Here is a 16,422-nt window from a genome sequence, read left to right on the forward strand (position 1 = left end):
GAAATAAGTGTATACTCATCAAACGTAAAGAGGAATTGAAGATGGAAAAAAAACAAGACAAAGAACCGAGTTTCGAAGAAACACTAAAGCAACTCGAAACCATCGTAGCTCAACTAGAAAATGGTGATTTACCATTAGATGAAGCACTAAATGAGTTTGAAAAAGGGATTAAATTAGCAAAAGCAGGACAAAAACAGTTACAACAAGCCGAACAACGTATTCAGATCTTATTGTCTGAAAATAGTGATACCGAATTGTCAGAATTCTTAATTGATGATAATGAATAGCTTAAAACCATTACAAGAACGAATAGACTCATTTTTAACTGCCTGTATTTCACAAATGGAGGCATCCACACTTCAACAAGCAATGGGTTACAGCTTGTTGGCCGGTGGCAAACGGATTCGACCTATTTTAGTCTATTTAACAGGCCAAATGTTTAATTGCCCGCTTTCTAAATTAGACGAAGCCGCCGCCGCAATTGAATGCATTCATACTTATTCATTAATTCATGACGACCTACCCGCCATGGATAATGACGATTTACGTCGAGGTAAACCAACATGCCATATCCAATTTGGTGAAGATCAAGCAATATTGGCTGGTGATGCCTTGCAAACTCTAGCATTTTCATTGCTAGCAAAAAGCGAGTTGATTGATGCTAATACTAAAATTAATATGATAAACGAACTTGCCTATGCTAGCGGCGTTGCCGGCATGTGCCTTGGTCAATCATTAGATTTACAGGCTACACATCAGCAAATAGACCTTGAACATTTGCAAAAAATCCATTGCTATAAAACAGGTGCTTTAATCAAAGCGGCTGTCCGCATGGGGGCTTTTGCTTACGGTGAAAATACAAAACCTTATCGCCTAATGCTTGATCAGTATGCCGAAGCAATTGGTCTAGCATTTCAAATCCAAGATGATATTTTAGATATTATTGGCGAACAATCGATTATGGGTAAACCTAAAGGATCAGACCTTATCCATGAGAAGAGCACATACCCTGCACTAGTTGGACTTGATAACGCAATAAAACTCACTGAGCAACTTTATCAGCAAGCTATCGATAGTCTAAAGCAAATACCCTATAATAGTCAGCCATTGCAAGATCTTGCTGGTTTTATTATTAATCGAAATAGTTAACAACTAACTAAAAGATAACATTATATAATGAATTTAGATAATTACCCTTTGTTAAAACAAATAAACTCGCCCGATGACCTAAGACGTTTTCCTCAGTCACAGTTATCGGCGATTTGCCGTGAACTTAGGCAATATTTGCTAGCATGTGTTAGTCAATCGAGTGGACATTTAGCATCGGGGCTAGGCGTGGTTGAATTAACTACAGCGTTACACTATGTTTATCACACACCGTTTGATAAAATCATATGGGATGTAGGACACCAAGCCTATCCCCACAAGATATTAACTGGTCGTCGCGATCAAATGCTTTCTATCCGCCAAAAAGGTGGGTTACACCCATTTCCTCATCGAAATGAAAGCGAATATGATGTACTAACCACAGGGCATTCTTCGACTTCAATTAGTGCTGCGCTTGGAATTGCAATTAGTGAACAAAAAAAACAATCAGGTAACAAAGTAGCCGCCATTATTGGCGATGGTGCATTAACGGCAGGTATGGCATTTGAAGCGATGAATCACGCTGGTCATGTTAAACCTGATATGCTAGTGATTGTTAACGACAATGACATGTCGATTTCAGCAAATACCGGCGCACTAAACCAACATCTTACTCAAATCTTATCAAGTAGAGCCTATACCTCTTTTCGGGAAAGTGGCAAACGTGTATTAAAAAATATTCCGCCATTAAAAGAACTGATTAAAAAGACTGAAGAACACTTAAAAGGCTTAGTCACACCCGCGATCTTATTTGAAGAGCTTGGTTTTAATTATATAGGTCCTATTGACGGACATGACCTTGATAGTCTAGTCTCAACTTTACAGAAAGTTCGCCAGCTAAAAGGACCTCAGCTACTGCATGTGATTACACAAAAAGGCAAAGGCTATGCGCCAGCTGAAAAAGATCCGACTTTATGGCATGGTGTACCAAAATTTAACCCTAATGATGGCATATTACCTATCGCCAAAAAAGTAACCCCAACATATTCGCAAGTTTTTGGCGATTGGCTATGTGAAATGGCGCAAAATGATAAACGTTTAATGGCAATAACCCCTGCAATGAGCGAAGGCTCAGGTATGACAAAATTTGCCAATCGTTATCCTGACCAATTTTTTGATGTTGCAATAGCTGAACAACATGCTGTTACCCTAGCCGCCGGGTTTGCAATTAGTGACTTAAAACCTGTTGTAGCTATTTACTCAACTTTTTTGCAACGCGCTTACGATCAAGTTATTCATGATGTTGCCATTCAAAACCTACCCGTATTATTTGCCATCGATCGCGCTGGTATTGTCGGTGCTGACGGTGAAACCCACCAAGGTGCATTTGACTTAAGTTATTTGCGCTGTGTGCCCAATATGGTCATCATGACCCCAAGTGATGAAAACGAATGCCGACAGATGCTCTACACCGGCTACTTACATAATGGACCAGCAGCAGTACGTTACCCTCGAGGTGAAGGCTCGGGCACACAACTCATGCCATTAACCGCAATTCCGCTAGGTCAATCTAAATTATGTCGACAAGGCAAAAATATCGCTTTACTTAATTTTGGCACTTTGCTTCCTGAAGTTTTACAAGCTGCAGAGCAAATTAATGCTACAGTCATCGATATGCGGTTTGTTAAACCACTCGATGAAAAAGTCCTTTTGCACATTAGCCAAACTCATAATATACTTGTCACCATTGAAGAAAACAGTATCAAAGGCGGGGCAGGTAGCGGCGTCGGTGAATACTTATTATCGAAAAAAATAAAATGTCATATTTTAAATATTGGACTTCCTGATAAGTTTATTTCGCAAGGTGCTCAAAGCGAAATAAGACAAGAGCTGGGATTAGATCACAAACACATTATCGATAAAATTAATAATTTTATGAATCAATAGGTTAAACATGGAAACTCAAGCTGTCACTATTCAAATTTTTGGACGAACATTAAAGTTCAATTGTCCTGTTGATGAAGTCGAAGCACTTAATCGTGCAGCAAAAGATTTAGATACGCGCTTAACAAATTTACGAGAAAAGTCCCCTCAGGTTGGCAGTGATCAACTTATTATGACTGCGGCGCTAAATATTTCTTACGAACTGACAAAAGAAAAAGAACGAAGTAACGAATTTGGTGATCGGCTAAAAATGTTACAACAATTACTTGATTCTGCCCTAAATACCAACAATTGACTATTTGAATTGTAAATTTAATACAAATGGTATTGTATGATCTGGTAAATTTTGTATTATGTACCCAACTCTGAGATGATCGCGATGTGGGTTAGTCCCCTGAGCCGATAATCTTATCTTAAGAACGGAGTGATTTTTAATTGGTGAGTATGCCTTACTTGTAAGGAAACCTAAAAATTAAAACACGATGTTCACCTTGAACCGTGGGTTCAAGGGTTACGACCCTAACGACATCTTGGAGCTTCCTTTCGACCTTACAACAACAGTGAAAACTGATGAATATTAGGCAAATTATACGTCAAAAAAGACGACAATTATCTCCCAATGAACGTGACACTGCGCAACAAACTATATATCAAAAAATTGCCCGTCACCAAGCGATTAACACTGCAAAAAATATCGCCATATTTTTATCATTCGATGGCGAAGTAGATACAAAACCCATTATCGAATATTTATGGCAGCAAAATAAATCTGTCTATTTACCTATTATCCACCCTTTTGTCTCGACACATTTACTCTTCTTAAAATACACTAGCCAAACCAGACTTATTAAAAATAAATTTGGTATATTAGAACCTGAATTAAACGTATTAAACGTACTACCTAACAACCAACTTGATGTCATCTTTACTCCGCTAGTTGCTTTTGATCAACGTGGTTATCGTATTGGGATGGGCGGTGGATTTTACGACCGATTACTAGCAAATTATCAATCAAAAAAAATCTTACCTATTGGGCTTGCTTTTGCTTGCCAAAAGGTACAACATATTGATAACAAACCTTGGGACGTCAGACTGCCCGAAATTATTTATGCTTAAGTTTATTGATAATAAATTAAACACATTTTTCTAAGTATAAAAATAATCATATAAAACTTTTTTACTATGCACTACTGTTCAATTTCCTAGTACATAATATTCAAAAGCAATTGAGTCTTTCATCTTTAAAAGCTTTTTTAATATCATATAAAGGAGTGTTGCAATGTCAGATAAAAAAGTACTAACCACTAATAATGGCGCACCAATAGCCGATAACCAAAACTCTCGAACTGCCGGTCCTCGTGGTCCAGTTTTGTTAGACGATTTCCAACTTATCGAAAAACTTGCCCATTTTAACCGTGAAAATATCCCTGAACGACGAGTACACGCCAAAGGCTCTGGCGCACATGGTACCTTTACGGTAACAAATGATATCACCCAATATTCTCATGCTAGCCTATTTGCTAAAGTTGGTAAACAAACCCCAGTTTTTGCAAGGTTTTCAACTGTTGGTGGAGAACGAGGCTCATCGGATACAGCGCGTGATCCCCGAGGGTTTTCAGTCAAGTTTTATACCGATCAAGGTAACTGGGATATTGTAGGCAACAATACTCCTGTCTTTTTTATTCGTGATGCGCTCAAATTTCCTGACTTTATTCATACCCAAAAACGTGACCCTAAAACCAATTTAAAAGATCCGCAAATGATGTGGGATTTCTGGTCTTTATCACCAGAATCACTTCATCAAGTCACTATTCTATTTTCTGATCGTGGTATTCCTGATGGTTATCGACATATGCACGGCTATGGCAGCCATACCTATAGCTTAATAAATGAAGATGGCGTTCGCACTTGGGTAAAATGGCATTTTAGGACTGAACAAGGCATCAAAAATATTCATCCCCAAAAAGCGGCAGAGATGGATGGAGCCAATCCAGATTCGGCACAAGAGGATTTATTTAAAGCCATTGAACGTGGCGACTACCCAAAATGGCGTCTTTACATACAAGTCATGACCGAAGAGCAAGCCAATAACCATCCTGAAAATCCGTTTGATGTGACTAAAGTGTGGTCACAAAAACAATATCCATTAATCGAAGTCGGTGTAATGGAACTGAATCGTAATCCTGAAAACTATTTTGCAGAAGTTGAACAAGCGGCCTTTGAACCAAGCAATGTGGTGCCTGGAACAGGTTTATCACCAGATAAGATGCTACAAGGTCGAATTTTTGCTTATGCCGATGCACACCGCTATCGTATTGGTACTAATTATCAACAATTGCCAATCAATGCCCCAAAATGCCCAGTACACAATTATCAACGCGATGGTGCAATGCGTTTTTATAGCCCAGATAATGCCCCTAACTATGAGCCTAATAGCGTCGATAATGCACCAAAACAGCAACCACAATACGCCGAACCACCAATGCATGTACCAGCTGGAACAATGGATAGGCACGATCATCGTGTTGATGACGATTATTACTCACAGCCACGCGCATTATTTAATTTAATGAATCCCGATCAAAAGCAACTGCTTATTGATAATATCGTTGGCTCAATGAAAAATGTAAAGCGTGACATTCAAATTAGACAGCTCAAACACTTCTACAAAGTACATCCTGATTATGGTTCTGGTATTGCGAAAGGATTAGGCATCGATATTGACCTAATAAAAAGCTAGTACTTAAAATAACAATGCCGACTAAAATTGGTCGGCATTATCATTTTGATAATGGCACTATTTATAACTTAACTATTTGCTTCAACTCATTCAATAATCTTGAGTAATCTACTTTAGTAAAGTCAGTGACATCAACTTGAATCAAGTTACCTAAAACAAATTGATCATACTGCCGCATTTGGCAAACTTGATAGAATTGATCCTTAGTGATTAAATCATCAGCAAGATTTCGATTTTCTAACGTATCGCCATAATGATAATGTTGCATAATATGGCATAAATGGCGCTCAGGTGAACGATCACGCAGGTAACGACGTTGCCATATCACATCAAAATCAGCAACTAAGCGAATGGTTATCACTTGATAGTGATATTGCTCAGCAAATTCACTCAGTTGCCTTTTTTGCTTATCACTAAATGGATATTCAGAAATAATCACCCTTTTACCTGCATCCATATACAGTTGTAAAACACCGTAATAAAATTGCCAAACTTTGTGTTCTAACGCTTCCTTTTCAGCTTTACAATTAAAGCCAATAGACTCAGCATATAAAATTTTGGCTTCATCGGGTGTGATAACAAAGCTATCTTTAAATTGCTGTTGCAATTGATTAACTAGATAGGTTTTTCCCGTACATGGACAGCCTGCCAGTAAAATTAAATATTTCTGCATGCTTACATACCTTAGTTAATACGACTATTAACGTTAAGAAACAAACTCATTTTATGTTTGACAATTTCTTTAACTGCTTGATTAGCCGGAATAATATTGTGCCGTAATGATTTATTCACTTCAGTATCAGCAAACTTATCTTTGGCAACTTGCGTCCAATTAACTAATAGTTCGGTACCTACATTAAATTTACGAATACCATTATTAATCAGCTCAGGATAATCTTCTTCTTTAACACCTGTACCACCATGAATAACCAAAGGAATATCTACCATAGCATGAATCTCTTTTAATAGTGGAATATTCACCTCTGTTTTTGATTTAAACTGTCCATGATTAGTACCAATGGCAACAGCTAATGCATCAATACCCGTGGCTTGAACAAACGCTAACGCATCTTTCGGTTTGGTATAAACTCGATCGTTAGGATCAACATGAATACCCTCTTCTGTTCCGCCTATCGTGCCTAATTCACCTTCGACCGATACGCCACGTGCATGCGCATACTCAACCACTGCACGGGTTTTTAAAATATTCTCTTTAAATGGCAAAGAAGAGCCATCAAACATCACCGAGGTAAAACCACTATCGATCGCTTCTTTAATATCATCAAAATTTTTTGCATGATCTAAATGTAATACAGCATCAACAATCTCTTCATCGGCAATGGCTTTTACCGCATTAACCAATACTTTAAAGCCAATATAGCGTGCGGTATCAACGCTAGTTTGTATAATAATTGGTGCACCTACTTCTTTCGCTGCTCGTAGCATATCAGGCAGCATTTCTAAGTTATGCGTGTTAAACGCACCGACAGTAAAATTGAGTTTTTGAGCTAATAATGTGACATCTTTTAGTGTGGTATACATAATAATTTCCTTTAATCTCGTTGAACCGTAACTTGTTTGGCAATGTTGCGCATGGAATCCATCTTATTCATCCAAAAATCAATATCGTCCATTGAACCATGTTTTGCTGCATCGGCACGTTTATGGTTGTACAAATTCATTAATGCTTTATAACCTTCTCCAATTGATTTTTTATGTTGTAAACTCTTTTCTAAATACTCAATTGCAAAATCAACACAATCTAATTGGCAATAAAGAAGTCCTGTTTTTTCATATAATGAGGCTAAAGTTACCGCATCATCTGTATGATCAATTTGTTGTAACAATTGACTAATTGATTGTTCAATTTGTTCAATTTGGTCAATTTGTGTTGATGTCAGGCTACTTGTTATGTCTGGTTTATCAACCAACTCTTTTTTGGGCTTACTTTTTTTAAAAAAGTTAAACATAGCAAACTCCTATCCTAAAAATGCTTTAATAAAGGACTTAAAATCCATGCATAAAGTAACGCCGCTGTAACTGTATCAACATCGGTTGCTGTTGCATTAATAAAGCCCATTTGATTAAAGATAGTCACCAGTAATGCAGGTAATAAAGTAATAAAGAAACCATGCGCAATACCACCAATGAGCGCACCACGGCGACCACCAACAGCATTACCAAATATGCCTGCGGTACCACCAGCAAAAAAGTTGGTTAACATTCCTGGTAAAATCATGGCTAATCCAAAAGCTGGTAACGTCAACATCGCAATCACAGTACCAATTGATGTGGTAATAAAACCTAAAATGACTGCATTTGGGCTATAAGGAAAAAACACAGGACAATCAAGCGCCGGTATAGCATTAGGAACCACTTTCATCGCAATACCTCTAAATGCGGGTACAATTTCACCGAGCAATAACCTAACGCCAGCTAATAACACATAGATCCCCACAACAAAAATAATGGCTTGCGTAAAGGCATACATCACATAATTTTGGCTACCGGATAATGTTGAAGCATACTCCTCACCGGCAAAAAGAACCGTAATAATATAGAGTGGGATCATAACGACCATGACTGACAGATAGGTATCTTGCAAAAATTCAAATGATTTAGGTAATTTCATCTCTTCAATTGAACGTTTGTTTTCACCTTTCTCCCCCACAACATAAGCAACACCCGCTTCAAACAAATACCCAATTGTACAAAAGTGACCAAGCGCAATGTCATTAGATCCCGTCACTTTACGAATAATCGGCTGTGCAATAGCTGGCATAAATACCGCAAAAAGTGCACCAACAAAACCGCCGACTACAATTAACACGACTCCAGAAAGTCCAGCAAAACTACCAAATACCGTGGTCATGGTTGCCATCCAGAGAATAGCCTGACCAGTTAAAAAGATATATTTCCAGCGAGTAAAACGGGCAATTAGAATATTAAAGATAAAAATCATCAAAAAAGTCAAAGCAATATCACGACCTAAACCTAACTGATTCATGGCTTGACCATTAATCGCTTCAATAGACGGGATAATCCCTTGCATATCAAATCCAGCGGTAAAAATGTGCCCGAAATAGGTCAAACTGCCAACAATAATACTTGACCCCGCATTGAGCACTTGAAAGCCCAATAATGTTTTAAGCGATCCCGAAATAATTTGACCTACTGATTTACGTTGCAACATCAAGCCAAACATAGCAATGAGACTAATTGTTATTGAGGCTTGCGTTAAAATATTATCGATAATAAAGTTAATTATGTTCATAGTATTCTCCTATTTGGCAATTTAAAGCAGCCCTTTTTGTTGCAATACTGGACTTAACTTCTCATCTATTTCAGTTTTTGAGACAATATTTTTGAGATAAACAATTGAGGTCTGTTCACGGATATTAAACTTAGCAAACTGTGGACGAAAATTTTCAGCCGTGATAATAATATCGGCGTTCATAGAAGCAGCAGATGAAATATCCGTATGATCCAACTTAGCATCAATTCCTTTGGCTTTTAGCACGTCTTCAGTCGCCATTTGCGCGGCAAAACTACTGCCTAATCCCGCACCACAAACAAATAAAATAGTTAAATTACTCATTTTCAATCCTCCTATAATTTAATGGTTCAATCCGAATTAGGTTCATTAAATAAAATGTTCTTAAATTGCTGTACCGAATGACACATTGTTAAGCTTTCAAGTTTTTGTTCATCATTAATCAACTCAATCAAACTACGCATAATATTGAGATGAGAAAACGAATCGATAGCAGCTAAACAAAATATGATTTTGACAGGTCCCATTTCTGAATTACCAAAATCCACGGGATGGCGGAGAGTCACGACACTCACCCCTAACTGGTTTACACCATCTTCAGGGCGAGCGTGTGCCAGCGCTAAATTTTTGCCTATAACGATATACGGACCATATTGCTCGACCGACGTAATCATGGCATCAATATAAGATGGTAAAATAAATTGTTTTTTTAATAATGGCTCAGCCGCAATTTTGATCGCTTGTTGCCAATTTGAACTATCTTGCTGCAATATAATGTCATTATCGGTAAGAATATCTTTCAACATAGGCTGGATTTTCCTTTTATTGATTTTAAGATTATTAATCGCTAAACATTTTTCGAGTTGGTTATAAATAGGTGCTGACACAATGCCACCACTTTGTTCAATCAAATCAACCAATGAATAGAAAAGATCGGTCGCATCAACCAAATGATTTACAACGCGTTGATTAGCCCTGTGCTTAGCTAAAAAATCAGTGATAATAGGATGATTTTTCTCTTTTAAAATCGGTTCTAACACCAATACTGGATGAGCTAAGTGCGGTAATGGAAAAGTAGAAAATATTAAGTCAAAATCGAGTTGAGCTAATAAATTCTGATCATTACGTCCTAAAATGGCTAGTACATCAATATTAAAAAACTCTTTAAGTGTTTCTGCTAATAAGTTAGAAGTTGCTATACCATGGTCACAAAAGACCACTGCTTTAAAATAGTAGCTTCGCTCTTGATTAATTGCGCTTGCGAAGGTAGAAAAATGAATAGTTAAAAAGGCAATTTCGTCATCAGATACTTTATGAGTTAAGGTCGTTTCAAGTTCTTGCATAAACATAGCAATAACTGAATAAATTGCACCATAGTTTTGTTTGATGTTATCGAGTAATGGATTAATAATATGAATATTATTACTTACTCGCGCAATAAGACCTGCTAAATGTTTACATAAATTTTCGTACAGCTGTTCTTGTTTGGTTGAAAAAGGAATTTGTGTTTTTTCTTCGACATAATTAACTAACTTAATCGCTAATAACTGCGCATTTACCCACTCTATATAGTTATTGATATCCTTGGTATTGAACGCTTCTAGCATATAAATAATGTATTGTTGTTCTTGTCTATTAACTTGCAAAGCAACATGCCGACAAACCAAATGAATAAATTTTGCTATTTCGCCCAAATCATTATTATTAAAATCAGTTCTTATCATGGTGAGATGATGTTGCTGCTGGTTTCTAATTACCCAAATAGCAGTAAAAACAACCAGTTGTTGGATATAAATCTCATCATGAATCTGGCTAATAGTTTGGTGGGCTAATTTTAATAAGTCACAGATAAGAGATTGAGGAATATAATTAAACAATAACTGCTGTATCAAGCTTAATTCATTTAATGGTTTATCAAATTCTAAATTACCTGCGAACTGATTAATCGCTTCATACATCATCAAACGAATAGAGCGTTCTAAACCAACAAACTGCATACCCGATTTAGGCTGGCTACTTAATTCAATATCATATTTTTTCAGCCGAGCTTTGAGTTTTCTAATATCTTCATCTAAAACACTTTTTGAAACAAAAAAAATACTTTCTTTATGACTGAGAATGGTTGGAGAGGCAGAAAACGCAATAGACAGTAACAAATCAAATTGACGTTCATCTTTACTTAAAATTGATGAAGTTGGCACGCCCAACAATGCGTTGTGAATTAACTGTTTTTGATCTTGCGTCGCATTGATTATAAAACCTTTACTACGCACTGTTGAAATTAAAGGAAATTGTCTTTGCGTTAAAAACTCATTAATTTCTTGGATTTCATTGCGAATGGTTCGCGCACTAATCTGAAACTCTTCCGACAACATCTCGGAGGTGATCGGATAGTCGATTGAAATAAATTTTTTAAATAACTCAATGGTTCTTGTTCGCATAAGCTTATTCACCTATTTACTTCATAAATTAAGTATAAGTGAGATAGATTTGCTTACCTAGTTGGTATTTTTGCCAATAAAAATGGCAAAAATTACTAGTAAAAAAAGAAAAAAGATTGAAAGAAGAAAATAGTGTTAAATAACACACACAAAATAATGTTAATAAAATATTGATTATAATTATTTTTTAACAATAACCGCTGAAGATCAGCGACCTGTTCTGCGAACTATTAGTCTATATGAAAAACCGCTTTGCAACCCCGTTTTTATTGTGTATTTTCCCATCTAAAAGGCATTACCATACCCAATAATATTTATAGCCTGAAACGGCTATACAAAAATTTTTAGAATTTATTAATATATAGGGTGAAAGAGTGTTATTTGTCCATCATGTTTAGGTAAAATAATCAAAGGATTAAAGATAAAAAAGGATTAACCAATGAAAATCATTAAGCTAGTTGTTATATTGTTGTTTAATTGTGTCGGAGGATTGCTAAGTTATCAATGGTGCTATCGCTTTATCAAAAAACAATACAATACACCTGAATATTATTATTTAATATATTATGGCTTGTGTTATTTCTGTTTTATTCTTATTTCAATCTTCATTTTAAACAAAATAAAAAAATCATCTGGATTAGTCATTTGTGGTTTACTTATTGGCATTTTAATTAGCCTCATTTTTATGATTATCCGCCAGCTAATTCAAGATCCTTATTTATATCAGCGTTATTTAATTAATTTAATTGGTATTGATTTGCTGATATCATCATGGATTACTCTTAATTTTATAATATATCCAGCAATTTTATTGTGTTGTCATTACTCGATTTTTTTGATTGAAAAAATATATAGCAAAATTAGTTTAAACTGACAGTAAAGTATCAAAACTAATAGATATGCTTTGCTCACTGCGCCGGTATATCAAAAATGTATGCCTGAGTTGTTTTAACATTAACGACGTTTTTTTCGGGCCGTTATCGCCACCAATAACGGACGATGGCATTTATAAATCATGTCTGCAGGTAACATAATTAATTCAGCCAACGGCACCGTCCAATCAGGAATTTCGGTATTTTCAGGGTGTTTATCATCAATAGGAATATCAATAGAATAACGCTGTGCACTGGCAAACAACGCTTGTTTTTTAGCGATATCAGTATCATCGGCATCATTTAGCATTTGGCAGTTATCAAGCACTTTTTGAGCAAAAAGATCAGGCCAATTGGCAGGCTGATCTTTAAGTTCAACAAGCTCGGCGATATGCCGAAGCATATCACGAAATAGCAATAAATAAACCATCTGCAAATTACGACCTGAAAGCTTGGCTAATTGATCGTCAGATAATTTATCATTAATAACACTCGGTCCCCACTTAAAAAACAAAGTATCTTTATAAATTTTGATAATTGGTTTAATTGCTTTAAATTGTGGTTTAATTAGTTTGTCAATTTCACCTGAAAGTTGCATAGTAGGGTAACCAACACGATTACGTCCATTAAGGTCTCGCTCAGTAAGTGGCTTTTGTTTTTTTCGAGATAACAATTTTTTAATTAACCCAAACATATTAATCCCTTACTATCTATTTTTTTGCCGCACAATTTCAAATAAACAAACACCAGTTGCTACCGACACATTAAGCGATGACACAATGCCGGCCATTGGAATGCTGACTAACTCATCGCAGTGCTCTTTAGTTAAACGGCGCATCCCTTCACCTTCCGCCCCCATCACCAAAGCAAGTGGAATCGCTGTTGATGTTTTATAAAAATCGGTTTGATAAAGCGTACAATCAGCTTCGCCAGCAGTACCCACAATCCAAACTTGATATTCATCTTGTAACATTCGCATCGTACGTGCCAAATTGGTCACTCTAACCACCGGTACACTTTCAGCTGCGCCACAGGCAACTTTTTGTGCGGTGGAATTAAGCGGTGCTGAGCGATCTTTTGGCACAATAATAAAATCGACTCCAGCGGCATCAGCGGTACGTATACAGGCACCTAAATTATGCGGATCGGTAACACCATCTAAAATCAAAATAACGGGGGTTGGTTGCTGTTCCATCAATAACGGGATATCATTTTCTTGATATCCTCGGCTCGGTTTTACCATAGCTAAAATACCTTGATGCACACCGTTTTTTGACTTTTCATCTAACCATTGACGATTAGCTATTTTCACTGGCAAGCCAAGTTGCTCTAACTGACGTACAACGGCAATAAGACGCTTATCTTCACGCCCTTTAATAATAAATACTTCAATAATTCTTTCTGGCGAACGCGCTAATAATGCTTCAATGGCATGCAGGCCATAAACTGTTTCACTCATTTATCTGCTACTCTTTTGTTTTATTAACTGATTTGGTTTTATTGACTGATTTTGGTTTCGATTTGTTACGTTTTTTACTTTTAGCTTTCGCTTCAATTTTCGTGCTTGATTTCGCACTCGGTTTAGCCTTTTTTTTAGTACTTGGCTTAGCACTACTTTCGCTAGTTGATTTTTTACCTTTTCGCTTAAGCGGCAAATCAGCATACTGATCGGTTTGGGATTGTTTAGACTTCTCTTTTGCTGTTTTACCTTGACGTTTCGGCTTATTATTACTGCCAACCAGTGAAAAATCAATTTTACGTTCTTCTGGATTAACATTATCCACTTTTACTTGCACTTTATCGCCTAAACGATAAGTAAAGCGGGTATTATCACCAATTAAGCGATTACGCGAACCATCAAAAGTATAATAATCATTTTCAAGCGATGACACATGCACTAAACCATCAATAAATAGATCGTCTAACCGCACAAAGAAGCCAAAATTAACTACGCTTGAAATCGTACCGTTAAAAACCTCGCCTACATGATCTTGCATATAATCACATTTTAGCCAATCAACCACATCACGCACAGCTTCGTCGGCACGTCGTTCAGTCATAGAACAGTGCTCGCCAAAATAGAGCATTTCGCTTGTATTATAACGGTACCCGCCAGTCTTACTAGTCTTTTGTTGTTCATCGGCTAAAATCCATTTAATAGCACGGTGCAAAAGTAAATCAGGATAACGACGAATTGGCGAAGTAAAATGTCCATATTCCTCAAGCGCCAAACCAAAATGACCTCGATTTTCAGGATCATAAATGGCTTGCTTCATTGAACGCAAAATAACGGTTTGCAACATATCATGATCAGGACGTGTTTCAACCACGGTCATTAATTCGGCAATATCTTTAGGTTTAACATTAGCTCCACCACCAAGCGACAATCCTAGTTCGCTTAAAATGCTACGCAGATTATTTATGCGATCTTCATCGGGTCTATCATGCACACGGAATAATGAAGGAATATCAGCCTTAATCACTAATTTTGCCGCAGCCACATTGGCTAAAATCATGCACTCCTCGATGATTTTATGAGCCACATTCCGCTGTGCAAGCTCGACGCTTTCAATACGCTTATCGGCATTAAAGATAAATTTAGGCTCTTCTGATTCAAACCCTATTGCCCCACGGGCAACACGGGCTTTATCAAGCACACTATAAAGCCCGTAGAGGTTCTCAAGATGAGGAACCAAATCATGGTAATGCTCACAAAGTTCCTCATCACCCTCTAAAATTTTAGCCACTTTGGTATACGTTAACCGAGCATGCGAATTCATCACCGCTTCGTAAAACTCGTATCCTGTCAAACGGCCTCGATTAGACACCGTCATTTCACAAACCAAACACAAACGATCCACTTGCGGATTTAACGAACATAGTCCATTAGATAAAACCTCGGGCAACATAGGCACAACTCGTGAAGGAAAGTAAACCGACGTACCACGCAAACAAGCCTCTTTATCTAACGCTTTGCCCGGCCGAACATAATAACTCACATCGGCAATAGCCACCCACAAACGATAGCCACCACCACGATTTTTTTGACAATAGACCGCATCATCAAAATCACGCGCATCTTCACCATCGATGGTAACTAAAGGTAAATTGCGTAAGTCTTTACGACCTTTTTTGGCACTTTCGGGCACTTGATCGGTAAATTTACTAACTTCGGCTTCAACCGCTTGAGGTAATTCATAAGGGATTTCGTGATTACGCAGGGCAATATCAATAGCTAAATTCGTCCCCATCATTTCGCCAAGGACTTCTTTAATCACACCCACCGCTTTTTGGCGACGCTCTGGTCGCTGTTGTAGCTCAACTACCACAACCGATCCCATACGTACGGTGCGATCAGGTTTACCCGTTATTAAAATATCAAAGTTCAAACGGCTATCATCAGGCACCACAAAACCAACACCTTGCTCGATAAAATAGCGACCAACAATTTGATTACTACGCGGCTCTAAAATTCGCACTACCCTAGCTTCGGTTTTACCACGATATTGTGTACCGATAGGCTGGGCTAAAATCACATCACCTTGTAACACCTTTTTCATCTGCTCAGGTGCTAAAAAATAGTCCTCAGGGTTCCCCTCTACCCGCAAAAAGCCAAAGCCATCACGGTGGGCAATAACCTTACCTTTGACCATGTCAAACTTTTCGGGCAAGGCATAACATTTGCGACGCGTAAACACCACTTGCCCATCACGCTCCATTGCGCGCAAACGACGGTGCAATGCCACTTTTTGCTCTTCATTTTTAATGTCGACAGCTTGGGCAATTTTTTCTAAACTTGCTGGTTTTGCTTCTTGTTTAAGGTAATCTAAAATAAGCTCACGGCTAGCAATGGGGGAATCGTACTTCTCGGCTTCGCGGTCAAAAAATGGATCTTTTATCATAAGGGATATCCTGTGACTAATATTAGCGCTAGCATAACATAGAGTGCTATAACTTAAAATGAAGATTCAATTTATAAACAAGCGTCAAAGAGTTGTTAATGTTTTGAGGGTTATGATTGACAAGTATTTTACATAAATAAGGATAAAATTAATTTTATCCTTA

At 37.3% G+C, this 16,422-nt stretch carries 16 protein-coding genes and 1 other RNA gene; 8 read left to right on the top strand and 9 right to left on the bottom strand.

Annotated features, from left to right (window positions below):
* The first annotated feature begins 41 nt into the window (after window positions 1-41).
* From xseB to GYX25_RS05295, 7 genes are all read left to right on the top strand, one after another.
* Window positions 42-287: an exodeoxyribonuclease VII small subunit gene (xseB, locus tag GYX25_RS05265; protein ID WP_091346041.1), complete on the top strand. Its 246-nt coding sequence runs from the start codon at window positions 42-44 to the stop codon at window positions 285-287.
* On the top strand, window positions 280-1,149 hold the full coding sequence (gene ispA, locus GYX25_RS05270; RefSeq protein ID WP_202983821.1) for a (2E,6E)-farnesyl diphosphate synthase: 870 nt from the start codon (window positions 280-282) through the stop codon (window positions 1,147-1,149). Before xseB ends, ispA begins: the two co-directional genes overlap by 8 nt.
* Window positions 1,150-1,176: 27 nt before the next feature.
* Entirely contained in the window at window positions 1,177-3,033 is a 1,857-nt protein-coding gene (dxs, locus tag GYX25_RS05275; RefSeq protein ID WP_174786881.1) for a 1-deoxy-D-xylulose-5-phosphate synthase, read from the top strand.
* A gap of 7 nt (window positions 3,034-3,040) precedes the next feature.
* A complete protein-coding gene (zapA, locus tag GYX25_RS05280; RefSeq protein WP_091346048.1) occupies window positions 3,041-3,325 on the top strand; it encodes a cell division protein ZapA in 285 nt (94 codons plus the stop codon).
* Window positions 3,326-3,389: 64 nt separating this feature from the next.
* Window positions 3,390-3,571: non-coding RNA, 6S RNA (gene ssrS, locus GYX25_RS05285), on the top strand.
* Between the two features lie 29 nt (window positions 3,572-3,600).
* The gene (locus tag GYX25_RS05290; RefSeq protein WP_091346050.1) at window positions 3,601-4,146 is read left to right on the top strand and encodes a 5-formyltetrahydrofolate cyclo-ligase; all 546 of its coding nucleotides are present in this window, start codon (window positions 3,601-3,603) and stop codon (window positions 4,144-4,146) included.
* 163 nt (window positions 4,147-4,309) lie between these two features.
* Window positions 4,310-5,770, top strand: a complete 1,461-nt coding sequence (locus GYX25_RS05295) for a catalase (RefSeq protein ID WP_174786882.1) — start codon at window positions 4,310-4,312, stop codon at window positions 5,768-5,770.
* Between the two features lie 61 nt (window positions 5,771-5,831).
* On the opposite strand, the gene GYX25_RS05300 is transcribed toward GYX25_RS05295, so the two are convergent.
* From GYX25_RS05300 to GYX25_RS05325, 6 genes are read right to left on the bottom strand one after another with little or no spacing between them, the layout of a single operon-like run.
* A complete protein-coding gene (locus GYX25_RS05300) occupies window positions 5,832-6,443 on the bottom strand; it encodes an AAA family ATPase (RefSeq protein WP_160430170.1) in 612 nt (203 codons plus the stop codon).
* A gap of 11 nt (window positions 6,444-6,454) precedes the next feature.
* Complete coding sequence (locus GYX25_RS05305; protein WP_174786883.1) at window positions 6,455-7,312, bottom strand: class II fructose-bisphosphate aldolase; 858 nt, start codon at window positions 7,310-7,312, stop codon at window positions 6,455-6,457.
* Window positions 7,313-7,323: 11 nt separating this feature from the next.
* Entirely contained in the window at window positions 7,324-7,740 is a 417-nt protein-coding gene (locus GYX25_RS05310; protein ID WP_174786884.1) for a tetratricopeptide repeat protein, read from the bottom strand.
* 14 nt (window positions 7,741-7,754) lie between these two features.
* Window positions 7,755-9,044, bottom strand: coding sequence for a PTS sugar transporter subunit IIC (locus tag GYX25_RS05315; RefSeq protein WP_174786885.1), 1,290 nt, complete (start codon window positions 9,042-9,044; stop codon window positions 7,755-7,757).
* A gap of 21 nt (window positions 9,045-9,065) precedes the next feature.
* Window positions 9,066-9,368 carry a PTS sugar transporter subunit IIB gene (locus GYX25_RS05320; protein WP_091346064.1) on the bottom strand — a complete coding sequence of 101 codons (303 nt, stop codon included), beginning with the start codon at window positions 9,366-9,368 and terminating at the stop codon, window positions 9,066-9,068.
* 26 nt (window positions 9,369-9,394) lie between these two features.
* Entirely contained in the window at window positions 9,395-11,485 is a 2,091-nt protein-coding gene (locus GYX25_RS05325) for a BglG family transcription antiterminator (RefSeq protein WP_174786886.1), read from the bottom strand.
* 439 nt (window positions 11,486-11,924) lie between these two features.
* Here GYX25_RS05325 and GYX25_RS05330 point away from each other — a divergent pair, with 439 nt between their 5' ends.
* Entirely contained in the window at window positions 11,925-12,359 is a 435-nt protein-coding gene (locus tag GYX25_RS05330; RefSeq protein ID WP_091346067.1) for a hypothetical protein, read from the top strand.
* 80 nt (window positions 12,360-12,439) lie between these two features.
* Here GYX25_RS05330 and GYX25_RS05335 read toward each other — a convergent pair whose 3' ends face one another.
* The 3 genes from GYX25_RS05335 to rnr are packed head-to-tail and all read right to left on the bottom strand — an operon-like array spanning window position 12,440 to window position 16,259.
* Window positions 12,440-13,051 carry a hypothetical protein gene (locus GYX25_RS05335; RefSeq protein ID WP_091346069.1) on the bottom strand — a complete coding sequence of 204 codons (612 nt, stop codon included), beginning with the start codon at window positions 13,049-13,051 and terminating at the stop codon, window positions 12,440-12,442.
* Window positions 13,052-13,063: 12 nt separating this feature from the next.
* The gene (gene rlmB, locus GYX25_RS05340; protein ID WP_174786887.1) at window positions 13,064-13,816 is read right to left on the bottom strand and encodes a 23S rRNA (guanosine(2251)-2'-O)-methyltransferase RlmB; all 753 of its coding nucleotides are present in this window, start codon (window positions 13,814-13,816) and stop codon (window positions 13,064-13,066) included.
* Between the two features lie 7 nt (window positions 13,817-13,823).
* Window positions 13,824-16,259 carry a ribonuclease R gene (rnr, locus tag GYX25_RS05345; RefSeq protein WP_174786888.1) on the bottom strand — a complete coding sequence of 812 codons (2,436 nt, stop codon included), beginning with the start codon at window positions 16,257-16,259 and terminating at the stop codon, window positions 13,824-13,826.
* Between the last annotated feature and the right edge of the window lie 163 nt (window positions 16,260-16,422).

Origin of the sequence: Gilliamella sp. ESL0254 (assembly GCF_013344985.1) — a bacterium.
GTDB lineage: Bacteria > Pseudomonadota > Gammaproteobacteria > Enterobacterales > Orbaceae > Gilliamella > Gilliamella bombicola.